We start from the raw sequence: 24,891 nt of genomic DNA, 5'->3' as shown, positions 1-24,891 counted from the left end.
TTTACAGATATGTCGTATCTTAAAATTGCAATTTGGCTCAAAAATAAAAAGAACGGGGACTTCGCGTTGGAAATCCTCGTTCTAGAAATTAGGCGGTTGCCTGTGGTGCTTCAATCAGCCAGTCGTCAGTGGTCGTGACGTACTTAGCGCTGATCGGCGTGGCATAGAGTTCTTCGCCATCCTTGGCAAAGAGGTGGGCGTTAGCGATTTGGTCCATCGCGGCTTGGACGGTCTTGGCGTCGAGTTGGTCAGAAGCATAGTGCAGCTTCATCACGTGGGTCTTGCCTAAGGAACCTTTAAAAGTTAAGTTCAACGTCTTCATAAATATTTCCTCCTTGGATTAGAAAAATTAAGCTAAGGTCAAGTCCAGCGCGGTGGTCAGGATGCCATCGCTGATTTGTTCACCAGTCAAGCTGGCTAATGCGGCCGCGAAGCCTTCGACCGCTGCCGGTGCCGGATCTTTGACGACGTTGTTAAAGTTGCGCCGGTAGCCGTCGGGGTGGTGTTCGCTGGTGCCGATGAATTGGAGCTTGTTGGACTTAAAAGTTTGTTGCATGATGAATCCTTCTTTCGTGTTTTAAGTGCTTGGTAAGTCGTGCACGCCTTACACTCCTAATAAACGATTGGGGGCCGGATTTTTAAAAGAGCAAATCAAAATTCTTTTTCTGGCCCCGGGCTAGTTAAAACACTAGGTAAAAATTGATGATTTTTACTAATCTTTTACTAAGACAAATCCCCTAAGCCCGCAAAAGGTGAAGATTTGCTTTAGAATCACGCTTGATAGCGCTATCAGTCAAGAAAGGGTTTTGTTCCCCATCTAAAACTGGTATTATAGAGGCTGTTTATAGTGTCTAAGTGAGAGTACCTGCTTAGACATCAATCAGTACCAAATGATGGTAACTTAAGCAAAGGATGGCTAGGAATGGAAAACAGCCAAAAAGTGGTTAAGCACCAGTCCCGCGGGTATCTTTTTGCCAAGCGGGTCACTGACGTTGTGCTTTCAGTAATTGCCTTAATCCTGTTAAGTCCGGTCTTTTTAGTGATCTGGCTGCTGGATTCATTCGGCGATAATAAGGGACCTGTCTTTTTTAAGCAGACCCGGATTGGGATGCACCACCAGCCCTTTAAGATTTACAAGTTTCGCTCGATGATCGTGAATGCGGATGAAATTTTGCATCAGGATCCCGAATTGTACCAAAAGTACGTGGCTAATAATTACAAGCTAGAGCCAGAAGAAGACCCGCGGATTACCCGCTTAGGGCGGATCTTGCGCAAGACTTCACTGGACGAAATCCCCCAGTTCATTAACATTTTGAAGGGGGAAATGAGTTTGATTGGACCACGGCCGGTAGTGAAAGAAGAAGTTGAAATTTATGGGGACCGCGCAGATAAGTTCTTATCGGTCAAGCCTGGGGCGATGGGCCTGTGGCAGGCTAGTGGTCGCAGCAATATCGGGTATCCGGAACGGTGTGATTTAGAGCTGAGCTACGTGGATCACGCTTCGTATTGGTATGACTGCCGGATTCTCTTTAAGAATTTAATTAGTATCTTTAAGAGTACCGGGGCCTATTAGAGGAGAGCATTGTGAAAGTTAAAATTTTAGTGGCAACGCATAAGAACTACGCCATGCCCAAAGATCCAGTGTATTTGCCGGTCTTTGTCGGTAAGGCCTTGCACCCGGATGTTAATCAGACCTACCAAGGGGATAATACGGGGGACAATATTTCTGCCAAGAATGCCAATTATAATGAATTAACGGCGATCTATTGGGGTTGGAAGAACCTGCCCGACTTGGATGCAATGGGGTTAGTCCACTACCGGCGGCACTTTAGCCTGACCGGCAAAAAGGATGTCCAAACGGTCTTAACCCAAGCGGACGTCGAAAAGTTGCTGGCCCAAGCTGATGTCTTGGTGCCCAAGCGCCGGAACTACTACATTGAAAGCAATGAGTCGCACTATTTGCACGTCCATGAGCATGAACCCCTGGAAGTTATGAAAGACATTATTCAGACTGATTACCCAGAATACGTACCGGCCATGGAGAAGGTCTTAAAACGGACTTGGGCCCACATGTTCAATATGTTTGTCATGAAGCAACAACCCCTGGACGAATACTGTACCTGGATGTTTGAAGTCTTGGCCAAGGTTGAAGCACGGATTGATATTACTAATTACACCCCGTACGAAAAGCGGGTGTACGGCTTCTTAAGCGAATTAATGCTGGATACCTGGCTGGAGACGCACCCTGAATACCGGGTCAAGGAAGTTAATTACGTCTTTATGGAACCAGTCAACTGGTTCGTGAAGGGCGGTAAGTTCTTAAAGCGCAAGATTTTTGGTCATGGGGAGCATTAAGCGCTGGAAAGCGCTATAATGGCGTAGGTGAAAAGAGAATTGTGCCAAACATCAATTGAGGAGGCCCATTTGTTATGAAGGGGATTATTTTAGCCGGGGGTTCAGGGACGCGCCTGTATCCGATTACCCGGGGAATTTCAAAGCAATTGATTCCGGTTTACGATAAGCCGATGATTTACTATCCATTATCAACGTTAATGTTGGCAGGAATCCGCGATGTTTTGATTATTTCTTCGCCCGATTACCTGCCGTTATTTGAAAATCTATTGGGGGATGGCCACACGCTGGGGATGAATTTCTCCTACCAAGTTCAAGATCAGCCGAATGGCCTGGCAGAAGCCTTTATTTTGGGGGAAGACTTTATTGGGGACGATTCGGTTTGCCTGATCTTAGGGGATAATATCTACTATGGTGCGGGCTTGTCTGAATTAGTGCAATCCGCGGCTCAAAAGCCGAATGGGGCGACGGTCTTTGGGTACCACGTGAACGACCCAGAACGTTTTGGCGTCGTGGAATTTGATGAGCAAATGCACGCCCTGTCGATTGAAGAAAAACCAGCTCACCCCAAATCTAATTATGCGGTCACGGGGCTGTACTTCTACGATAACGATGTGGTTGAAATCGCCAAAAACATCAAGCCGTCCCCGCGGGGAGAATTAGAAATTACCGATGTCAATTCTGAATACCTGCGCCGTGGTCAACTGGACGTGAAGTTAATGGGGCGGGGCTATGCTTGGCTTGACACCGGGACGCACGATTCCATGTTGGAAGCCGCCAACTTTATTGCGACGATTGAACGGCGGCAAAACCTCAAGGTGGCGTGCTTAGAAGAAATTGCCTACCGGATGGGTTACATTGACCGGGCGCAATTGGTTGAATTAGCCCAGCCGCTTAAGAAGAATGATTACGGGCAGTACTTGTTGCGGCTCGCAGAAGCAACGAAGTAAGGAGTAACGTATGGCTTTAAAAGTACTTGATACCAATTTACCAGATGCCAAGATTGTAGAAACCGATGTCTTTGGTGATCACCGTGGTTTCTTTACCGAAACTTACACTAAGAAGAAGTTTGTCGAAGCCGGGATTGACGTTGACTTTACCCAGGATAACCAATCCTTATCGGTGGAACCCGGAGTTTTGCGGGGCCTGCACTACCAAATGGCCCCATACGCGCAAACGAAGCTGTTGCGGGCGGTCACGGGGGCTATTTATGATGTAATCGTGGATATCCGCAAGGGTTCGCCGGCCTACGGACAGTGGCAAGGCTTTATCTTGTCCGAATACAATCACCGGCAGTTGTTGGTTCCGAAGGGGTTTGCGCATGGCTTTGTGACCTTGACCCCCAATGTCAACGTGGCGTACAAGGTGGATGGTTACTACGAACCGCAAGCTGACCGGGGGATTGCCTTTGATGATCCAGATTTGGCAATTGACTGGCCGATGCCAGTGGAACATCTGATTTTGTCGGAAAAGGACCAACACCACCCGCAATTGAAGGACGCTGAAATCAACTTTAGTTACCAAGGTTAATCAACAATGAGGCCACTGAGGACAACCGGGTGCTTGGTGGCTTTTGTTGATGGAAAGGGATTGTGACAATGGTCAGCTACGTTAAAAAACTAAAGGGGGGGGGTACGCCAACACCAACTGTTGGTGGCAATTTTATCCGTGGCAGTACTGTTCCTCGCAATAAATTTACAAGCGCAAGTGGGAACTCATGATGATATGTGGTTTAAGCAATTATTTGCAAGGTATGACAATAATCCCTTGCGCTTTACGCGAATGCATTATGAAACTTGGTCTTCGCGTAGTGTTATTGAATTAGCGTTGGTATATCTTGTTAATGCACCGTGGTTGTGGCGCCTACTAAATACGGTAATGATGACAATTTGCGCAGTTGTACCTGCCTTTTTGGTTAATTGGCGTCAACCTAAGAATACTGCTCCAAGCCAAATCTTGGCGGGGGCTGGACTAACGGTTTTAATTCCAGGAAGTCTTTATAATGAGACTGGCTGGATGGCGACAACTTTAAATTATGAATGGGTAGTAGCCTTTGATTTACTTGTTGTCCTCTCAATAGTAGCGCTTTTAAATCAATGGCGGCATCCAAAACTTTGGGGAGCTTTCGGTGTATTTGCAACGATTTATGGTGCAAATCAAGAACAAAGCAATGTTTTGCTCTTGTGTGGTTTGATGCTTACAATTCTTTACTTAATAAAACAAAAAAATTTTACGTCCGTAAAGGTGTTGAGCTGTTACGAATTAATTGTTCTTTTAGAGTTAGCCTATATTAAATTTTCGCCGGGTAACGTTGCTCGATACCATGATGAAGTAAAACATTGGTTTCCAAATTTTGAAAGTCTTTCGCTACTTAAAAAATTTGAAATCGGATACTCTACTACTTTAAAAGGCGTATTCTTTGATTGGCAATTGGTGACTTTATTATTGGTGCTGGCAATTGCTTTAGGAGTAGTGAGTGTTCAAGTTACTCATCACCGCCACTCATTGATGTGGTTAATTGGACTATTTCCCTTAGTGGCTAATCTAATTCTTACTAGCTATTATCCGTTATCCGGACCAAGTGGTAAATTAGTGAATTCCATCGATGCGAGAATGGGAAGTGGCATTTCATGGCACCACTTGCACACCTTTATACCAGATTTATTATTAACAGTACTTGCCGTAATGGCATTGATTGCGATTGTTTATGTTGTTCCAGATAAGTTGGAAAAGGTAGTTTTAGGGCTAGCATTTTGTGCGGGAATTTGCGCGCGGATTATCATGGGTTTTTCACCGACAGTAGCAGCTTCAGGTATGCGAACATTTTGGTTTACGTATCAGATCATGAATGTAGTGGTTTTATTCATGCTGAATAATCGTCTGATACCAAAAAATGTTAGTGCTTTTGGCAATTATGGCATTGCTAGCTTGGGACTGATGGGTTGGTTCTTATGGCTAGCATAAAAAGGAGTTACGAAAATGGCAAAATACTTAATCACTGGTGCCAATGGTCAATTGGGGACCGAAATGCGTCACTTGTTGGCGGCCAAGGGGGTAGATTATACTGCCTACGATTCAAAGACCATGGATATTACGGATCGTGAGCGAGTCTTGGAAGTAGTTGAGCAAGATCAACCCCAAGTGATTTACCACTGTGCGGCTTTTACCGCCGTGGATGCGGCCGAAGATGAGAAAAAGGACCTAAACTGGGCAGTTAACGTGGAGGGAACCAAGCACGTGGCAGAAGCGGCTGCACAGGTTGGCGCTCAATTGGTGTACATTAGCACGGACTACGTCTTTGATGGGACAAATTCGGGCGAATACGAAGTAGATGCTCCAACGAACCCACGGAATGAATACGGGCGCGCTAAGCTTGCTGGGGAACAAGCGGTACAAGCAGCTCTTTCCGATTACTACATTATTCGCACGTCCTGGGTCTTTGGACAGTATGGAAAGAATTTTGTATATACCATGCAACGGTTAGCCAAGGAACACGACCGTTTAACGGTAGTTGATGATCAGACTGGCCGGCCCACTTGGACCAAGACTTTGGCAGAATTTATGTGGCACTTAACGCAAACGCGAGCGCCATTTGGAATTTACCAATTATCAAATGATGATACTTGTACCTGGTATCAATTTGCTCAAGCGATTTTAGCGGACGCGGACGTTGAAATTGCCCCGGTAACCTCAGCTGAATTTCCGCAAAAAGCGTACCGGCCTCGGCATTCGGTAATGAGCCTAGCCAAGGCCAAGGCGACAGGCTTCACCATTCCGACGTGGCAAGTAGCCTTGACGCAGTTTTTACAAGAAGTTAACGAAGCAACGAAGGAACTTGATTAATGGGGTTGAATTGCGCTATATTTGCTACGTTAACTATTGTGAATGAAATTCCGGCGGAGAGATTTTTGTTATGAGTTTAACTGATTTGAAGGGACGGATAAGGGCGTTTAAAGTCACCGGGCCAGGGTTATACGCAATTGCCTTTGTGGCCTACTTAGTAATTTCCTTTATTCGTAATTCGACGTATGCAGACTACCTGCTGTCGTCAAACATGTTGCAGCGTTGGAATTACCTGTTAGCTGCGGTTTTACTGGTAAAAATTTATTTTTTTGATCAGCAATCAGTAAAGAAATTCTTCCTTAATTCAGTGGCAATCGGGATTGGGGTGGTTGTCTGGCGTCAAACCCATGCAATTGATGTCTTGATGTACTTGCTATTGATCTTAGGAGCGCGGGGAATTAGCTTTGCGGCAATCAACGAATGGTTTTTGAAGATTGGTACTTTGCTGTTGTTGTTTATGATGTTCTCAGTTGTGGTCGGACTGATTAAGGACCTGGTCTTTATTCGGGACGGGGTTGATCGGCACTCGTTGGGGATTCTTTACCCGACTGATTTTGCTGCTCATGTATTCTTTTTAATTGTTTCGTATTGCTACTACGCTTTTCGGCGCTTAACATGGTATCATTATTTGAGCTTTGTAATAATTGCAATTGTTTTGATGGTGGTGACGCAGGCTCGTTTGGACGTTTTAGCAATTTTACTCGTGATTCCCGTTTTTTGGATTGCTAAGCAAGCAGCCGCGGGGCATTTAATCGCTCAGGTGGTGGCATCATTTTACTGGATGATTGCGCCAATTTTAGCTTATGTTACAATGATTGCGGCAATTTTTTATTCTAACTCAAATCATCTGTTTACTTTGGTGGATCATGCGGTCTCTGGGCGGTTGCAATTATCGCACCTGGCGTGGAATCAATATGGACTTTCTGGTCTAGGCAATCATGTTTTAGAGCATGGGTTTGGGGCTGGCGCAGGCGCAAAAATGTTTTATGCGACTGGGATGGAAGGAAAGTATTTTTATATTGACTCATCTTTTATCCGGTTATTGATCATTTATGGACTAGTAGCGGTAGTTTTTTTTGTTGGTACCATGTTGCTAATTGGTCTGCGCTCCACCCTAACCCGTGATTACCGGCTTGCTGCAGTAATGCTGTTGCTTGCAATCAGTTGTGTAATTGAACAACACTTGCTGAACCTTGCGTTTGATCCCTTCTTGATCGCCTTGTTAGCAGAGATTGATCAAACCATTCAACAACCAAATACAATAGCGGAGGTTTAACTTTTGAAAGAATATCAATTAAAAGATGTTAAGGCATCTTTTATTAAAGCAGCCATTTTTACCGTCTTGATGGCCTTAATCGGTGGTGCAGGTATGTATGTAGTAGCAAAGTATAAGCAACATATTACTTATACGGCTGAGCGATATGTGGTGATTTCTCACCCAATTACAGTGCCAACTGCTACGGCTACTAATTCGCTGACAAATACGGATCAGCAAATGATGCTTACCTATGAAGAAATTGCTAATGATCCGATGGTAGCAAAGGCTACGCGCAAACATTTAACTAAAGCTCAACGTAAAAATTATAGTGTGGAGCAAATTAGTCAAGATCTGGACGCTAAAGCGAAGCCCCAATCATTGGCCTTACGATTAAAAGTGACTGCAAACTCACCCAAAAATGCGGTAGCCTTAGTTAACGCTGCTGCTGAAGGATTGCAGGAAACGTTGCCAAAAATTCAGTCGGGAGTAGGTGACATTAAATTATTGGCAAAGGCTACAACGGATAACGTAGAACTGAATAAGTCAATTAACGTTAAGAAGTATGCGGCGGCTGGCCTGGCCCTTGGGGGATTAGTTGGGATTATCATCTCGTTTGTAGTGATCACTTGGCGGCGAGTGCTAAAATAATCAATGACAGCGGCTGGGATCTTCCTTGTCGCTGTTTTCAGTATGTGAAGGGATCAAAATGAAACAACACTATGATTTTTCTTTAATTACGATTGTTAATAGGGAGACTGTCTATCGGGAGTTTAAGGCGAGTTTAGCTCAACAGACGGGCGTTGATTATGAACTGATTCGACTTGATAATGAACAGCAGCAATATCAGTCAGCGCGCCAAGCTTTTAATGAAGCGGCGCAAAGTGCTCAAGGAGACTACTTGGTCTTTTTGCATCCTGATATTCGTTTTTTAGATTCCCAAGCTTTGCAACGAATTTTGACTCAGATCAAGGCTTTGCCAAACCTGGGGGTTGCTGGTGTGGCCGGTAGTCCAAAGGAGTTAAAAAATGGCGATCGAGTTATTTTAACTACAATTGTTCAAGGGGGTGAGCAAGCCCCAGTAGGGGAACCAATTACGAAGCCGACTTTGGTCCAGACGCTGGATGAGTGTTTTTTTGTGATGACTAAAGCATTTTGGCAGGCACATCCTTTTACTGATTGCCCTGGATGGCACTTCTATGCTGTGGAACAGAGCTTAGTAGCATTGTTAGCAGGAAAGCAAAATTATGTTGTGCCCGCCCACTTGTGGCATACATCGGCAGGCGCCTCAGAAGATTATCACTATGTACAAATTGCGCGCCGGATGATCAAGCAATATGGTTCAGCCTTTCCAACAATTAATACAACGGTACGAAAGTGGGAGACACGGGGCTGGCAAGCTCAGGTTAAATCATTGTTATATCTTGGAAAACGTTATATTACAACTTATTTACGAAAGTAAGGGTGACTTATGATACAACCGTTAATTTCGGTTATTATTCCGATCTACAATGTTGAAGCATATTTAGAGCGCTGCCTAAATGCTGTGGCAAAGCAAGATTATCAGAATTTAGAAGTGATCTTGGTTGACGATGGTTCGCTGGATGATTCAGGAATTATTGCTGATCAATTTGCTAAGCATGATTCGCGGTTTAAGGTGATTCATCAAGAAAATGCGGGCTTATCGGCGGCCCGAAATCATGGGTTAGAAGTGATGCACGGGGAATACGTCACGTTTATTGACTCTGATGATTATGTCACGCCAGATTATATTTCTTTTATGTATCAACTACTCGCGGATACGAACTTTACGGCTCCGATGGCCTTGTGTTCGCTGATGAATGTCTATTCAGCAACAGGCCGTCGTCAAAATTGCGGTGATGGTAGCCGCGTAGTTTTGAGTGGCAAAGAATGCATTGAAAAAATGTGTTACCATGACTTGGTCGATACATGTGCTTATGCAAAATTGTGTAAGTCAGAAATGTATCAGCAGGTTCGTTTTCCGGAGGGCAAACTCTTTGAAGATATTGCTACTTCTTATCAGTTGTTTATGCAGGCTGAACAAGTAGCCTGTGGGTTTACTGCCAAGTATTACTATGTTATTCGTGATGATTCGATTGTTACGGCTGGCTTTAAGCCTAGCAAGTTGGATCTCTTGACGATGACCGATCAAATGGCTCATGATGTTAGAGCAACATACCCAGATTTAGCGGCCGCGGTGTTACGACGGCAAGTCTATGCCCGCTTTTCAACGCTAAATCAAACGTTACATGCGCAAAATGTTGGCCCAGTACAAAAGGAATTGTTATCGTATCTTTGGCAACACAAAACAACAGTGTTAAAGGATCCCAAGACTCCCCGGCGTGACCATGTGGCGTACTTAATGTTGGCCTTTGGCTTGCCATTTTACCGGTGGGCATGGGACTTTTATGCGAAGCGAAAGGGAAATTAGATGAAAACTTCAGTCGTAATCTCAGCTTATAATGGTAAGCGCTATATTATTGATCAGCTTGAATCGATTCGCCAACAAAGCCAGCCCGTCGATGAGGTCTTGATTGCTGATGACTGTTCTACGGATGGAACGCCGGAATTAGTTCAGACTTACATCGAACATCATCACTTAGCGGGGTGGCACGTTGAAGTCAATACCGTTAACAAGGGGTGGCGGCGGAATTTTATGGAAGCCATGTGGGCTAGTACGGGAGATGTGGTCTTTTCTTGCGATCAAGATGATCTATGGCACCCCGACAAAGTAAAATTGATGACGGCTACCTTAGCGGCTCACCCTGAAATCTCCTTGTTGACATCCAATTATGATGAATTTTTTCCCGATGGTAAACACCGTTTGGCCCCATGGCCGAAGCAAACCGGACTATTTGAAGTCCCCTTAAAGCGTAATTATATGTTGGTGAAAGCGCCGGGCTGTACTTATGCGATTCGACGGTCTCTATTAGAGGTGGCAAAGAAGTACTGGCGGCCCGCTTATCCGCATGATGCTCTGCTATGGCGGCTTAGTCAATTTGATCATGGTTTATATGCTTTAGCTCAACCACTGCTGCAATGGCGCAAACATGAAACCAGTACCTTTGCCAAGGAAAGCAAGGACTTAAAGACGATTGGTGCTAAAAAAGCCTGGATTAAAGTGGCCGATGCCGCAAACGAAACCCTACGGGAGTATGTAGCAAATGAAGTCAAGGGTGATACACGCCCTCAACGAGCAATTTTAGCGCGGACCAGCGAGTGGCTTAAACGGCGGCAACGCTTCTATGATGCTCAAAAACTTACCAGTGGGCTAGCGCTCTTGCCATACTGGAGCAGTTATCCGCGCATTCGCCAGTATCCGGGAGATTGGTACTTAATTTTTATCAAGAAGAAGTAGGAATTAATAAATGACAACGTATGTAATTACCCATAAGCAATTTAACTATCCCTTGCCAACTGGCTACCGGCCAATTTTGGTTGGGGCCGTTAAGAACGCCAATCCAGATCATTACTTAGCTGATGATGAAGGGGACAACATTTCCATCAAGAACCCATCGTTTTGTGAACTAACGGGGCTGTACTGGATGTGGAAGCACACTACAGATGAAACGGTGGGGTTGGCCCATTACCGACGGTATTTTTCCAAGTATTCTAACCGGGGACAGATGTATTTGGCAACTTTGGTGAAAGGGCAAGTCCGGCCGGTGGCAGAAACTGAGTTGACCAAATTATTGCAAAACTTTGACTGGGTGGTTGCTGAACCGGAAGTTGGCGGACCAGGAACAATCAAGGAACAATTTGGGACTTTCCATGAAAGTGATGATTTACAAACAACACGTCAGGTAATTAGTGAAATTAGTCCAGAGGTATTACCGTCCTTTGATCAAGTTATGAATCAAAAGCAAATCTCTTTTTATAATATGTTTTACACCCGGCGTCGAGAAATGACGGCGTATTGTGAATGGTTATTTAAAGTGCTTTTTGAAGTTGAACGGCGGACTGATATTTCTAATTATGACGCCTACCAACAACGATTGTATGGTTTTTTAGCTGAGCGGTTATTAAATGTTTGGCTGACTTACCGGCAGGCAAGACTTAAGTACTTGGCTGAATATCAAACGGATCAACTTAACCGTCAATATGCCTTTGATCGGTTTAAGCGAAAATTTCAGGGGTAAAGCGAATGAAGGGGCAACAAGCAGTTTTAATTTTAGCGCATAAAAATTTTCCTCAGCTTTTAGCACTAATGCAGAAATTAACGCCAACTTTTCGGGTGTATATCCATTTTGATAAAAAAATGGTATTGCGACCCCACGAAAAAAAGGAATTGGCACAATTTGAAAATGTAAGTTTCTTTTCTAAGTATGATGTGAAGTGGGGGAGTTTTAGCATTGTTTCAGCGACGCTAGACCTAATTAAAATGGCTCTGGCGGACCCAACGGTTGGCTACTTGCATTTGATTTCTGGACAGGATTGGCCCGCCCAAGCTCCAGCGGCGGTGGCGGCTTTTTATGATGCACATCCCGCAATTTATTTGGATTACTGGTTAGCTCAGACCCGAGAAAAGTCTCATGAGCAGCAAATCTGGTGGACAAAATTTTATTATAACTACGATCAGGTTAATCGTCGTTCCACTTTTGGTAAGTTATACCATCGCGTGTTGATTGCGGTCCAATTATTATTACGAGTCAATAAGTTAAAGCGCTTAGGGGTATCATCACAAGAAATTTATGCTGGGCAACAATGGTTTGATGCGCCGCGGGAAGCGTTAGCCTATGCGGTCCAAAAGTTTGAAAGCGATCCCCGGTGGCGACAACTGTTTACGACGAGCTTTTGTCCAGATGAATTTTGGCTGCAAACGATGCTTTGCAATAGTGAATATCAATCAGCAATTGTCAATGACCTGCACCGATATATTCTCTGGGAACATCGGGAAGGTAACTATCCGGCAATTCTTGACGACCGCGATTTAACAGCAATTAAGCAAAGTAAGGCTCTGTGGATGCGAAAAATTGAGTTGCCAATTTCAGCATCGTTACTAAAGAAACTTTAGCTTTTTTAGATACTAAGTTGTAGTTTCTAGGGATTTCATCTATCATTGACAGATAGATATCTGAACGAAAGAGGAACTGGTATGTCAAAGTATGATTATTTAGTCGTCGGGGCCGGCCTGTTTGGCGCGACCTTTGCGTATGAAGCGGCCAAGCGCGGCAAGCGGGTGAAGGTGATTGAAAAGCGTGATCACATTGCCGGGAATATCTACACCAAGGAAATTGCCGGGATTCAGGTCCACCAGTACGGCGCCCACATTTTCCACACTTCTAACAAGGAAATTTGGGACTACGTCAACCAATTCGCGGAATTCAACCGCTACACCAATTCACCAATCGCTAATTTCCACGGTGAAATTTACAACCTCCCCTTTAATATGAACACTTTCTCCAAGATGTGGGGAGTCAAGACGCCGGCTGAAGCCCAGGCCAAGATCGATGAGCAACGCCAAGAAATGGCAGGTAAGCAGCCGGCCAACTTGGAAGAACAAGCCATTTCGCTGATTGGCCGCGATATTTACGAGAAACTGGTCAAGGGCTACACCGAAAAGCAGTGGGGCCAAAAGGCGACCGACTTGCCGGCCTTCATCATTCGCCGCTTGCCAGTCCGCTTGACTTACGACAACAACTACTTTAACGATGCCTACCAAGGGATTCCGATCGGCGGCTACACCCAGATCGTTGAAAAGATGCTGGCCAGCGACTTGATCGACGTCGAAACCGGGGTCGATTTCTTTGCCAAGCAAGCGGAATACGAAGCTGCATTCCCGAAGATTGTCTTTACCGGGATGATCGACCAGTACTTCGGCTACCAGCTCGGTGAGCTCCAATACCGGAGTTTACGGTTTGAAACCGAAGAGTTGGATGTTGACAACTACCAAGGGAACGCGGTCGTTAACTACACCGATGCCGAAACCCCGTATACCCGGGTGATTGAACACAAGCACTTCGAATTCGGTAAAGGCGACGCCAACAAGACGATCGTCACTAAGGAATATCCGGCTGATTGGCACCGTGGGGATGAACCCTACTACCCGGTCAACAACCAGGCTAACAACAGCCTCTACAAGCAATATGCAAAACTGGCCGCCGACACTAAGCCGAACGTGATCTTCGGTGGCCGGCTCGGTCAGTACCGCTACTATGATATGGATCAGGTCCTCCACGCGGCCCTGGTTACCGTGACAAAGGAGTTTGGCAAGTAAGATGCAAGTGATTAAGAACTATTTGTATAATGCGGGCTATCAGATCCTCTTGATGTTTGCGCCGATTATTACGACCCCTTATATTTCGCGGGTCTTAGGGCCGCACGCTTCAGGGATCAATAGCTATACAAATGGTTGGGTCACCTTTTTTTGCTTGATCGGTCAACTCGGGATTACCCTGTATGGGAACCGGGAGGTCGCCTACCACCGCGATGATAAATTTGAGCGGTCGCGGGTCTTTTGGGGGATTGAGCTCTTGCAGCTGGGGACCATCTGTCTGGCCCTGCTGGCCTACTTAACGGTGGTTTTGCTGTTCTCGTCGACTTTCAAGGTCTTTTATTTGCTGCAGACCTTTTGGATCATTGCCGCCGGGCTCGATGTCTCCTGGTACTTTATGGGGATGGAGGACTTTAAAAAGACCGTCGTCCGCAATACGATCGTCAAGTTGATCTCGATTTGTTTGATCTTTGTCGTCGTCAAGCAGGAAAGCGACCTGTGGAAGTACATTCTCTTGTTGGGCTTGGCCCAGGTCGGCGGGAACATTACCCTTTGGCCCTACCTACGCGATTCGATCCAGTGGGTGGCGCCTAAGTACTGGAAGCCCTTCAAGCACCTGTACCCATCCTTGATCCTCTTTATCCCGACCATTACCACCCAGGTTTACTTGGTGGTCAATAAGCTGATGCTCGGGCGGATTGGGGCCCAGGATGCCTTGGGGCAATTTGATTACGCCGATAAGATTGTTAAATTGGTCTTAGCGATCGTGACGGCGACCGGGACGGTGATGTTGCCCCACGTCGCCAATAAGTTTGCCAAGGGAGATGTGAAAGGGGTTCGTCAAAGCCTCTATAATTCCTTTGAATTTGTCACGGCTCTGGCAGTGCCAATGATGTTTGGCCTAATGGCGGTCGCTAAGAAATTTGCCCCCTGGTTCTTAGGGGAGAAGTATGTTCCGACCGGGACGATCATGTTTATCGAAGCCCCAGTGATCCTTTTTATTGCTTGGAGTAACGTAATCGGTACGCAGTACTTGATGCCGGTTAAGCGGGTGAACGAGTTTACCGCGTCGGTGACGGCCGGGGCGTTGACGAATGTCTTGTTGAATTTCTTTTTAATTCCGCATTATATGTCGAATGGGGCCGCAGTAGCAACCGTAATTGCCGAATTTGCGGTGACGGCCGTGCAACTCCAATGTGTTCGGACCACGATTCGCCGCCGGGATTTGTTCCGCAACTTCTGGCGTTACCTTTTGCCAGGCGCTTTGATGTGTTGGGTGGTGTATCATCTCAATGAAATGATGAGTATGAGTATCATTAATCTAATTTTTCAAGCTGGAATTGGGATCTTAATTTATGGTTTGGGGATTACTATGTTAAACGCGCCAATTGTTGAACAAGCTAAAACGCTAATTGGGCGGAAGTAGAACTCGTGGTCACTAGGGTTGTGACTACGGGTTTTTCGTAATTTTTAGTGGTTGTATTAAATAGTAAGCATGTTTTAAAATACATGGGATGCTTGGGTTAACTTAATGAGGAAAGTAATGAAAAAGTTATCGATTGTAGTGCCTTGTTATAACGAGGCCAAAGCCTTGCCGCTTTTCTACCCGGCGGTCGAAAAAGTGGTGCAGGAAATGAAAGATGTTAACGTAGAGTACTGGTTGGTTAATGACGGTTCTAGTGATGGTACCCTAGGTGAGATGCGCGAGTTACACGCCCAGGATCCCGAACGGGTGCATTACGTTTCCTTTTCCCGGAATTTCGGCAAGGAAGCGGGCTTGTATGCGGGGTTAGAAGCGGCGACTGGTGACTACGTAGTTGTGATGGATGCTGATTTACAAGATCCGCCGTCGTTTCTGCCGCGGATGTATGCAGAACTTCAAAATGGGGAATATGATTGTATTGGCACTCGCCGGACTGACCGGACTGGGGAAGCCAAATTCAAGTCCTTCCTCAGTGATCAGTTCTACAAGGTCATTAACCGGATTTCCAATACTAATATCGTCCCCGGCGCCCGAGACTATCGGATGATGACTCGCCAAATGGTCGATGCGGTCCTGTCAATGAAGGAATATAACCGTTTTTCCAAGGGGATTTTCTCTTGGGTCGGTTTTAAGACCAAGTATCTGGATTACCATAACGTTGAACGGGTGGCCGGGGAGACTGACTGGAGTACCTGGCAGCTTTTTAAGTATGCGATGGATGGGATTTCTGACTTTTCCCAAGCACCGTTGTCGCTAGCGATTTGGTTGGGGACGTCTGCAGCACTTCTGTCTGTTCTAGGGATCATCTTTGTGATTATTCGCTGGCTGGTTGACCCGGCTTCCAGTGTCTTTGGCTGGGCCTCAATGGTCTGCATTATCCTATTGCTTGGCGGAATGCAACTATTATGTATCGGGATCGTTGGGAAGTACATTGGTCGGATTTATCTTCAAGTTAAGCATCGGCCAATTTACATTGTAAAGGAGAAGAAATGAAAACGCGACAACAGTCAATCCTGTACTGGTCGTTAGAGTTATTGATTTTGGCCCTGTTGGTGTGGGTGTGCTCGAAACTCGACTTTGTTTTTCGACCGGTGATCATCTTTATCTCGGTCACTTTTGTTCCATTAGTGATCTCACTATTCTTGTACTACATGCTTAATCCGGTAGTGAAGTTGCTGACTAAGTTTAAAATTGGTAAATTTCGCTTACCCCGGGGCATCGCTAGCCTTTTGGTGGTTTTACTCCTAATTTTACTGGTGGTAGGGGCCTTCATGGCCTTGATCCCATCGCTGGTCAACGAATTGACACAGCTAATTAAATGGTTACCGACGGCGACGAAGGATACCCAGGCTTGGATCATGCAGTTGTCGCACCACCCGATGCTAGAACGGGTGGATCTCAAGGGCTTGTACAACCAGTATAGTAGCCAAGTAGCGAAGTACGCCCAAGCCTTGCTGGCTAGTCTGAGTTCTAGTGCGGGAACTTTAATTGGAGCGGTAACCAAAGCAGTGGTGATTGCCGTGACGGTGCCGGTAATGTTGTTTTACATGTTAAAGGACGGCAACCGCTTAGTGCCGAGTGTGCAACGCTTCTTTTCTCAGCGGCATGGTGAAGAAGTGGCCAACTTACTCCACCAAATGAACGCCACTTTATCGGCCTACATTTCTGGCCAAGCAATTGAGTGTTTGTTTGTGGCCTTGGCGACGAGTATTGGCTACTTCATCATCGGTCAACCCTTAGCGATTGTTCTCGGCTTGATTGCAGGAATTACCAACATGATTCCGTATATCGGTCCCTACATCGGAATTGCCCCAGCCTTGCTAGTGGCTTTAACCGTAGCACCGGAAAAGATTATCTGGGTGATCGTAGTGGTGATTGTGGTTCAACAAATTGACGGGAATATTATCTATCCAAATATCATCGGGAAAACCTTAAACATTCACCCGTTGACGATTATCATTCTGTTATTAGCAGCTGGGAACATCGCTGGGATTGCTGGGATGATTTTATGTATTCCTTTCTATGCAGTGGTAAAGACAATTGCTGGTTACTTCTTCTCAATTTGGAAATTAAGGCAAAATGATGATAACTTTGAGTGAGTAAAATAATGTTAAAAGCAATAAAGAAAATAGATTGGTTGGTAGTGGCAGCATTCACCATCACAATGATAATTCTCACGATTATTTTGGCATTCGGGGGATATGCACCATTTGGTAATCATTCCTTGGCGGGAATGGACGCAAATATTCAATACTTGGATTTTTTTGCTTATCTGAAGGATGTGTTAGCTGGTAAAAATTCAGTTGCTTATACTCTAAGCAATACATTAGGTGGCAGTGCACTGTCACTAGTGGCATACTATTTAACTTCGCCATTAAATCTATTAATTATATTTTTTAAGAAGACGCAGTTAGTGGCCTTTTTTACATTATTGGTAGTGCTGAAATTAAGTCTGGCTTCAGCAACTATGGCGTACTTTTTAATCCACCGTTTTCGTACGTTAAAACCGCTTTTTACCATATTACTGTCAATTAGTTATGGGCTAATGCAATACAATATTGCTCAAAGTAATAATATCATGTGGTTAGACGGTGTGTACCTGTTACCCCTAATGCTACTTGTTGTGTATCAAGTAGCCAGTGCTTCCTCACATTGGTATAAGTTAGCCATTGTAGTAGCGGTCTCGTTAATCTTTAATTGGTACACCGGAATCCTGAATTGCTTGTTCTCTGCATTTTGGCTTAGTTTAGAGCTAGTAATGGTTAAGCGGAACTCCAAAGAGTTTATTACTGCTGTAATTAACTATGCTGGGGGAATGTTAATTGGCATTGGCTTATCCGCGTTTCTTTTTCTTCCTAATCTATATGCTTTGGTTCATGGATCACGAAGTGAATTTGATCGTTCCTTGTTAGGGTTAGGATTTATTGGTAATCCATTTGAGTTGTTTAATAGATTGGTTATCTTTTCAGTCAGCGACCCTAGTCACACTGCTTTATATTGTGGTTCTTTTGCTCTCTTAGGCGTGGGGAGTTTCTTTTTAAGTCCTGAAATTTCAAAGCGAATACGTTATGTAATTTTAATGGCTAGTGTGGTAGTGATTTTAGGCTTATATTGGAAACCTTTGTATTTGCTATTTTCGTTATTTAAGAGTGTCGAAAGCTATTGGAGCCGGTATTCTTACTTAGCGATCTTTTTCGTGTTATTTGTGGCTGCGATATTTTATAGTAAGTGGCCGATATTAAAGCGTCCGATTCAAACGCTTATGTTTGGTGGAATGGGCACCGCCTTAATCATTTTGGTGACAACCTGGGGAGAGAGTTTCCGTTCTGGGATTATCACGGTAGGATTTCTGGGCTTGGAAGCAAGCATGTTAGCTTTGTCGAAAAGACAAAGGATGATACCGTATACAGTCTTATTACTTTTACTGACTCTTGAACTAGGGCTAAACGCTGAAAAGTTATTTTCAATTTATACAGTTGGAGCGCAATCAGCTACTCAATATGCACGCTATATGAAATATGAAGCACGTCAAATTAAAAGCATCAAGCAAGATAAGGATAATTATCGAATTCTACAAACGGCGAATAGAACCACGAGAAAACAAACCGAGTTGACGGCAAATTACAATGAAGCTTTAGCTTTTAATTATTGGTCGCTTGCGGGATACAGCTCAAATCAAAGTGCTGCTCAACTAAATTTGTTAGAAAAATTAGGATATCGAAGTGAGGGAGGCCGAATTACCGTTGTTAACGGTCCAATTTTAGGAACGAACTCTTTACTAGGGGTTAAGTATTTCCTAGTAGGTAAGTTAGCAGATACAACTGGTCTAAAACTACTTGATCGTCCGATGGTGGGGTCTAAAAAAGTCTACTTAAACCCCTCCGCACTCCCAATGGCATTCACTTCGCAAAGTGATTTACGCAACCTTAAGCTGGGGGATAACCCATTTAAAAACCAAAATTTAATTTTCAAACAGCTAACGAACTCACAGAATAGCTTGTATAAGTCACTTCCCTATACTACTGCCCGAAGTGATCATCGAGCGGTATACAATGTTGCTACTTTAAACCAAGATAATCCTGTATATGGTAATTTAAAATGGCAAGCTAGTGATCCAAAAGCACAGTTATTTGTTAACGGCAAGTTAGTTACTCCGTATACGACATGGCTTTCACCAAGTGTCTTTAATATTCCAACTTTGTCTAATCATACAAAAGTTGAACTTAAAGGTATGGAATCCAACCAAAGCATAGTACCTCAATTTTATCAGCTAAATTTGGCAACTTTGACTAATGCAACTAGGCAAATTAAAGAGAACTCAGGTGTCAAAAAACTTAAAGTTAAAGCTGGGAACATTAAGGTCATTGCAAATGGAAAAACGAATAATGATAATCTATATTTAAGTATACCAACTGATGCGGCATGGCAAGCATTTAATAATGGGGAACCAGTTAAAGTTGAGTCATGGATAGGTGGATTAGTGATGATCAAGCTTCATAAAGGAGAAAATGATCTTATTTTAAAGTATAGATTACCAATGAGGACAATGGGAGCTGTGGTATCATTAACAAGTTTAGCATTTTTTATCATTACCTATGCTAGGGGCATTAGGGATGGAAGACATGTATAACATTGGATTAAAGACAGATAGTCTTGGAAAATTAAAGCAAGCTAAAACACCTTTATTTATAATTTTAATCATTATTATAATGTCGAGAGGGATTACTAGTAGCAATATTCAAAAGTTTAAAAATGATGATTCATAAATTGTGATGGGACAAGACTTTGTTCGAAAGGGTCAATTTAAATTACAATCACATCAAAAAATTACCGAAAAATTAATAGTAAGAAACTCATTCAATTCTTGGCAATTAGGATATTTAAGTGATCATCCAGAAAATTTGAAAATTACTGTCAATGGGGAGAATGTTTTTAACTTAGTTAATAAAAATTTCTCACCAGGAGTATATCAACTAACAGTTGAGAATATTTCTAATAGGCCAAATAATATTTATGTGCTTAAGGTTCCGTATTTTGATTTGTTACAAAAACCAGTCGATAATTATTCAGAGATATTTATTGGGATATCTGCTATAAAGAATAATTCTCAGCTAATGATAAAGCCTATGGATTGGTTTGTAATAGTTATTCTATTAGAATTGGTTACGCTAATCGAATGGGGAATTATAAATAAGATGTTAGGTGATTTTTAGGAGAGTTCCAGATGGCAAGAAAAGTAGAACGAATTGCATGGATTGATATGGCAAAAGCAATTGCGATCTTGTTAATGATCGTCGGGCATGAAATTAATAGTGGTGGGGTAAGGAGCTTTATTTTTTCCTTTCATATGCCGCTATTCTTTATTTTATCAGGCTATACCGCACATCGTGTAACAGCATGGCATGAGTTAAAGCGTGTTATACTTAAGCTTTTTAAAAGAATTTGGCTTTTGGCGGCACTGATGATTGGGCTGTTAGGGGTTGAGAATTACTTCCTTCATCCGGCAAACATAATGATGATCTTCAAGCTAACATTGGCAGGGATCTTTTGGGGCTCAAATGGGGGCCCCTTGGGTTTAAGTAACGTTGGGGTAATGTGGTTCTTATTTGCCTATTTTTGGGCGCGTATCTTTTTTGATTTAGTACGCTTAATCATTAAAGATGACCGTTACAATGGGATTGCTTTTGCTTTGGTAGCCTATGGCGGTTATTTACTTTCCCAAAAGATGTGGTTACCACAAGCGCTAGATATCGCTTTGGTGGCAGCTTTCTTTATGTGGGCAGGAGCAATTCTTCATGAACGCAATTTCTTTAATGATTCAAACGTTGAATTTTACGGTGCCTTGATCGCACTAGTATTTTGGTTGCTATGTATTCAAAATGGTTTATATTTAGAACTGTCGATCCGGAGTTATCCTAACTTTGTTATAACGTTTTTAGAAGCAGTGGCAGGAACGATAGTTGTATGCTACCTGTCACGTGGCTTATTAACATCGAAGCTGACTAACTGGCTAGTCGTTTTTGGTCGCAATACGATGATTCTTTTATGTGTCCACCATCTTGATTTATACTGGGGAGGTTGGGCAAAGTTAGTGTCTTGGTCATGGCTAGCGGCCCTACTTCGGTTAGGAATTGATATTTTCGGATTATTGATAGTTTTATCGGTTCACAAAATGATAGCAAGCCGTCAGCACTGATTTTTAAATTGATGAAAGGTTGAGATGATGACAACTTCAAAAGAACTAGCACAAGCCGTAAGCAAACGCCGGACGTTTGCGATTATTTCTCACCCCGACGCGGGGAAGACGACGATTACTGAACAACTCCTCCTCTTCGGGGGCGTGGTCCGCGAAGCCGGGACCGTTAAGGGCCGTGGCAGTAGCAATTTTGCCAAGTCCGACTGGATGGAAATCGAACAAAAGCGGGGGATCTCGGTTACTTCTTCTGTGATGCAATTTGATTACGATGGCAAGCGGATCAACATCCTGGACACCCCGGGGCACGAGGACTTCTCCGAAGACACCTACCGGACCCTGATGGCCGTTGACTCCGCCGTAATGGTGATCGACGGGGCTAAGGGGATCGAACCCCAAACCCGCAAACTCTTCCAAATTTGTAAGATGCGCGGGATTCCGATTTTTACCTTCATTAACAAGTTTGACCGCGATGCCCGCGAACCGCTGGATTTAATGAATGAAATCGAAGAAACATTGGGGATTGAAACTTACCCAATGGATTGGCCGATTGGGATGGGCCGGCAGTTCTTCGGGGTATACGACCGCTTTAACAAGCGGGTCGCCTTAACTCACCCAACTGATCCGGATCAACCCTACCTGCCGTTAGGCGAGGACGGGATGGTCGCTGGCGACAACCCGATTGCTGGCGAAGGGGAATGGCAAGACGCCCTCGATGGGATCGAACTGATTGAAATGGCCGGGACCGAATTTGACGAAGCTAAGATCGCAGCTGGGGACCAAACGCCGGTCTTCTTTGGGTCAGCCTTAACCAATTTTGGGGTCAAGACCTTCTTGGAAACCTACCTTAAGTTTGCGCCGGCACCAAGTCCACACAAGCAAGACGACGGTACGGCAGTCGAACCCCTAGCCCCAGAATTCTCTGGTTTTGTCTTCAAGATTCAAGCCAACATGAACCCCAAGCACCGCGACCGGATTGCCTTTGTCCGGATCTGCTCGGGTGAATTTACCCGCGGAATGGACGTGACTTTGGAACGGACGGGCAAGCCATTGCGGCTGTCGAACGTGACCGAATTTATGGCCAACACACGAGAAAACGTGGAAACCGCTGTCGCCGGGGACATTATCGGGCTGTACGATACCGGGAACTTCCAGATTGGCGATTCGATATACACTGGTAAGCAAGCGGTCAAGTTTGAAAAGCTGCCGCAGTTTACGCCAGAACTCTTTGTTCGTGTCTCGGCTAAGAACGTGATGAAGCAAAAGTCCTTCCATAAGGGGATTACCCAGCTGGTCCAAGAAGGGGCAGTGCAACTCTACCAAAGTTACACCACCAACGATTATATCTTGGGGGCCGTCGGCCAACTGCAATTTGAAGTCTTTAAGTTCCGGATGCAAAATGAGTACAACTCCGAAGTAATCATGGAACCTCTCGGCAGCAAGACCGCTCGTTGGATTGATCCTGAACAACTGGATCCGAAGATGGCCTCTTCGCGGAACATGTTGGTCAAGGACCGCAACGGCGATCCACTCTTCTTGTTTGAAAACCAATTTGCTGAGAACTGGTTCAAGCAGAAGTATCCAGATGTGAAGTTGACGGCGAAACTGTGAGAAGGACCTGGTGCTGAGAATTATTAAAAGATTAACTCGCGGGATGAGCTGTTGCCAAGGCAGTTTATAACTATTAGCTGGCAAAGTTAAATTACTATACGTTGAAGTGTTGGGAAATGAAATGAAATTGTTAAATCCCCGGTCAAAGACCACTCTGGCGGGGAAGAAAGCCAAGCAAAATCAAGCGCAACGCTTGTTAGTCTGATTTCTTTTGGTATAATGGTGATTAAAAGCAAGGTTAGTCATGCAGATGACTGAAATCCAGAGGACTGAGGAGAAATTTCAACAATGAAACAATTCAAAAAGAGTATTGTTGCTACCATCATGCTGGTAGCCATGTTGTTCTTTGTTGCCGGTTGTGGCAATTCTAAGCAAGCCGCCGACTCATCGGACAGCACGACTTCCAGCAAGGTCGTTAAGAAGAGCGTCAAGGCTGACAAGAAAGCGACGAAGGAATCCACGAAGGACTCCAAAGCGGACAAAGAATCTTCTGAAAGTGCGGCTTCTAGTAACAGTGCGAACAGCCAAGCAACAAGCAACAGTGAATCCAGTTCATCCTCCAGTAGCTCCGCGGTTGATTCCAGCCGCCAACTGGGCTTAGCCGACGTCGCCACTTGGACGGACGAAAATGGGGTTACTCACCACGTTGACAGTGACGGGATGGACCGGCAAACCAAGAATGGCCAAACTACTTACGCTGATTGGTCGGGTCCACTGCCAAGTAATGCCACGATTATTCGTGGTTCTAGTAACTAATAATTCTTAAGTTTAAAACGGAGATTATCAGCTAAGCTGGTGGTCTCCTTTTCTTTTGCAATTTTTTAAAGGGATTTCAATTTTCAGTTGAAAGTCACTAGTCATGGGATTATTATGAACAAGTGTGAAAATGAATTTAAAACGAAGGAACTGTGACCAATGAAGGGAATTTACGAACGCAAACAACATTTTAAAATGTATAAGGCAAAGAAACAGTGGCTGTTAGCTGGGTTGACAGTTTTAGGTGGCCTGTTTCTAGCAGGTATGCCAGTCGCGCAGGCTGATACGGCAGGTTACACGCCAACAACTGTGACCCCAAAGCAAACGGCAACGGAGCAACAAGTTAATGCTGCTCCGACGGTGAGCGCCTCAGCGCAAGTGGTTCCGGCGAGCCAAGCCACGGTGCCAGCCAGCCAACAAGCAGCGCCAGTTGCAATGTACAAGGCCGTCGCTGAACAAGCAACGCCGACGGTGTCTACGTTAAAGTTAACGGAAGAAAGCAAGGACGGACACTGGTACTTAAAGGACGCAAATGCCACTGATCCGGCCAAGCAATATGTAAATGGTTGGCATAGTTTGTCAAATAACCGGGTGGCTTATTATGATCCAAGTACTTATCAAATGGTATACGGGGAACATAACATTGATGGCAAGTGGTACTACTTTAATGAACAAAGTGGTGACGTCCAAGAGGGATGGTACCGTCTGCCAGATGGCCGTGAAGTCTACTACGATGTCCACAAAAAACAAAATGGGGTAGACGGTGAGGGGATGCTCCATGGCATGAGTGCGAAGCCAAGCTCGGATAAATCAGCTTACTTCTATTTTAATGTTGCTTCCGGAGCCCAAGAAACTGGGTTTAAGCAAGTAAACAACCACACCTACTACTTTGCGCCAACCCGGGTACAAAACCAAGAAAAGCAAATTAATGGGGCTTGGTACTACTTTAAAGCAGATGGTACGATGGCGACGGGCTTTACGACCTTACCAAGCGGTAAGTCGGTTTACTACCAAAATAACGGGCAAATGGCGTATGGCCAACAAACGATTAATGGGCATGGGTACTATTTTGTACCCCAAAGCGGGGAAGAAGTACGGAATCAAGAAGTCAACCTCAATGGGCACTGGTACTTCTACCGCCAAGATGGCACGATGGCAACGGG

The 24,891-nt window shown here is 44.5% G+C and carries 25 protein-coding genes; 23 read left to right on the top strand and 2 right to left on the bottom strand.

Translation table 11 applies throughout. The annotated features are described in order from the left end of the window. Positions 1–88 precede the first annotated feature (88 nt). Together BN54_RS04340 and BN54_RS04335 are read right to left on the bottom strand one after the other, a co-directional pair. A complete protein-coding gene (locus tag BN54_RS04340; RefSeq protein ID WP_019205931.1) occupies positions 89–322 on the bottom strand; it encodes a DUF2922 domain-containing protein in 234 nt (77 codons plus the stop codon). Between the two features lie 27 nt (positions 323–349). Beyond that, on the bottom strand, positions 350–556 hold the full coding sequence (locus BN54_RS04335) for a DUF1659 domain-containing protein (protein WP_019205930.1): 207 nt from the start codon (positions 554–556) through the stop codon (positions 350–352). A 366-nt stretch (positions 557–922) separates the two neighbouring features. Between BN54_RS04335 and BN54_RS04330 the strand changes: the two genes are divergently transcribed. The 23 genes from BN54_RS04330 to BN54_RS10305 form a co-directional block, all read left to right on the top strand. Then, complete coding sequence (locus BN54_RS04330) at positions 923–1,573, top strand: sugar transferase (RefSeq protein ID WP_019205929.1); 651 nt, start codon at positions 923–925, stop codon at positions 1,571–1,573. Positions 1,574–1,584: 11 nt separating this feature from the next. Then, positions 1,585–2,355: a DUF4422 domain-containing protein gene (locus BN54_RS04325; protein ID WP_019205928.1), complete on the top strand. Its 771-nt coding sequence runs from the start codon at positions 1,585–1,587 to the stop codon at positions 2,353–2,355. A gap of 74 nt (positions 2,356–2,429) precedes the next feature. Next, entirely contained in the window at positions 2,430–3,302 is an 873-nt protein-coding gene (gene rfbA, locus BN54_RS04320) for a glucose-1-phosphate thymidylyltransferase RfbA (RefSeq protein WP_019205927.1), read from the top strand. Between the two features lie 10 nt (positions 3,303–3,312). Beyond that, positions 3,313–3,882, top strand: coding sequence for a dTDP-4-dehydrorhamnose 3,5-epimerase (gene rfbC / locus BN54_RS04315; RefSeq protein WP_019205926.1), 570 nt, complete (start codon positions 3,313–3,315; stop codon positions 3,880–3,882). A 138-nt stretch (positions 3,883–4,020) separates the two neighbouring features. Beyond that, entirely contained in the window at positions 4,021–5,316 is a 1,296-nt protein-coding gene (locus tag BN54_RS09815) for a hypothetical protein (RefSeq protein WP_155818276.1), read from the top strand. Positions 5,317–5,331: 15 nt separating this feature from the next. Further along, complete coding sequence (gene rfbD, locus BN54_RS04305; protein ID WP_019205924.1) at positions 5,332–6,195, top strand: dTDP-4-dehydrorhamnose reductase; 864 nt, start codon at positions 5,332–5,334, stop codon at positions 6,193–6,195. Positions 6,196–6,265: 70 nt separating this feature from the next. Then, the gene (locus tag BN54_RS04300) at positions 6,266–7,471 is read left to right on the top strand and encodes a hypothetical protein (RefSeq protein ID WP_019205923.1); all 1,206 of its coding nucleotides are present in this window, start codon (positions 6,266–6,268) and stop codon (positions 7,469–7,471) included. 3 nt (positions 7,472–7,474) lie between these two features. Beyond that, complete coding sequence (locus tag BN54_RS04295) at positions 7,475–8,101, top strand: YveK family protein (RefSeq protein WP_019205922.1); 627 nt, start codon at positions 7,475–7,477, stop codon at positions 8,099–8,101. Positions 8,102–8,159: 58 nt separating this feature from the next. Then, complete coding sequence (locus BN54_RS04290; protein WP_019205921.1) at positions 8,160–8,912, top strand: glycosyltransferase; 753 nt, start codon at positions 8,160–8,162, stop codon at positions 8,910–8,912. Between the two features lie 9 nt (positions 8,913–8,921). Next, positions 8,922–9,902 (top strand): glycosyltransferase family 2 protein, encoded by a 981-nt coding sequence (locus BN54_RS04285; RefSeq protein ID WP_019205920.1) that lies wholly within the window; start codon positions 8,922–8,924, stop codon positions 9,900–9,902. Beyond that, entirely contained in the window at positions 9,903–10,829 is a 927-nt protein-coding gene (locus BN54_RS04280; protein ID WP_019205919.1) for a glycosyltransferase, read from the top strand. It abuts the gene before it with no gap. A gap of 10 nt (positions 10,830–10,839) precedes the next feature. After that, a complete protein-coding gene (locus BN54_RS04275; RefSeq protein ID WP_019205918.1) occupies positions 10,840–11,610 on the top strand; it encodes a DUF4422 domain-containing protein in 771 nt (256 codons plus the stop codon). Between the two features lie 5 nt (positions 11,611–11,615). Beyond that, entirely contained in the window at positions 11,616–12,485 is an 870-nt protein-coding gene (locus BN54_RS04270; protein WP_019205917.1) for a beta-1,6-N-acetylglucosaminyltransferase, read from the top strand. An 81-nt stretch (positions 12,486–12,566) separates the two neighbouring features. Then, on the top strand, positions 12,567–13,688 hold the full coding sequence (glf, locus tag BN54_RS04265) for a UDP-galactopyranose mutase (protein WP_019205916.1): 1,122 nt from the start codon (positions 12,567–12,569) through the stop codon (positions 13,686–13,688). Between the two features lies 1 nt (position 13,689). Beyond that, positions 13,690–15,111: a flippase gene (locus BN54_RS04260; protein WP_019205915.1), complete on the top strand. Its 1,422-nt coding sequence runs from the start codon at positions 13,690–13,692 to the stop codon at positions 15,109–15,111. A gap of 117 nt (positions 15,112–15,228) precedes the next feature. Continuing rightward, positions 15,229–16,161, top strand: a complete 933-nt coding sequence (locus BN54_RS04255; protein WP_019205914.1) for a glycosyltransferase — start codon at positions 15,229–15,231, stop codon at positions 16,159–16,161. After that, the gene (locus BN54_RS04250) at positions 16,158–17,267 is read left to right on the top strand and encodes an AI-2E family transporter (protein ID WP_019205913.1); all 1,110 of its coding nucleotides are present in this window, start codon (positions 16,158–16,160) and stop codon (positions 17,265–17,267) included. The genes BN54_RS04255 and BN54_RS04250 overlap by 4 nt, the downstream gene beginning before the upstream one ends. An 8-nt stretch (positions 17,268–17,275) precedes the next feature. Next, positions 17,276–19,798: a YfhO family protein gene (locus BN54_RS04245; protein ID WP_019205912.1), complete on the top strand. Its 2,523-nt coding sequence runs from the start codon at positions 17,276–17,278 to the stop codon at positions 19,796–19,798. A gap of 139 nt (positions 19,799–19,937) precedes the next feature. After that, on the top strand, positions 19,938–20,381 hold the full coding sequence (locus tag BN54_RS04240) for a hypothetical protein (protein ID WP_155818270.1): 444 nt from the start codon (positions 19,938–19,940) through the stop codon (positions 20,379–20,381). Between the two features lie 11 nt (positions 20,382–20,392). After that, positions 20,393–21,364 (top strand): acyltransferase family protein, encoded by a 972-nt coding sequence (locus BN54_RS04235; RefSeq protein WP_019205909.1) that lies wholly within the window; start codon positions 20,393–20,395, stop codon positions 21,362–21,364. 27 nt (positions 21,365–21,391) lie between these two features. Further along, complete coding sequence (locus tag BN54_RS04230) at positions 21,392–22,972, top strand: peptide chain release factor 3 (protein WP_019205908.1); 1,581 nt, start codon at positions 21,392–21,394, stop codon at positions 22,970–22,972. Between the two features lie 288 nt (positions 22,973–23,260). Continuing rightward, positions 23,261–23,728: a hypothetical protein gene (locus BN54_RS04225; RefSeq protein ID WP_019205907.1), complete on the top strand. Its 468-nt coding sequence runs from the start codon at positions 23,261–23,263 to the stop codon at positions 23,726–23,728. Positions 23,729–23,887: 159 nt separating this feature from the next. Then, on the top strand, positions 23,888–24,891 hold a 1,004-nt coding region (locus BN54_RS10305), incomplete at its 3' end, for a KxYKxGKxW signal peptide domain-containing protein (protein ID WP_019205906.1).

The organism is Limosilactobacillus ingluviei str. Autruche 4 (genome assembly GCF_000312405.1).
GTDB classification, from domain to species: Bacteria; Bacillota; Bacilli; order Lactobacillales; family Lactobacillaceae; genus Limosilactobacillus; species Limosilactobacillus ingluviei.
This window is presented reverse-complemented; position numbering and strand designations above follow the sequence as displayed.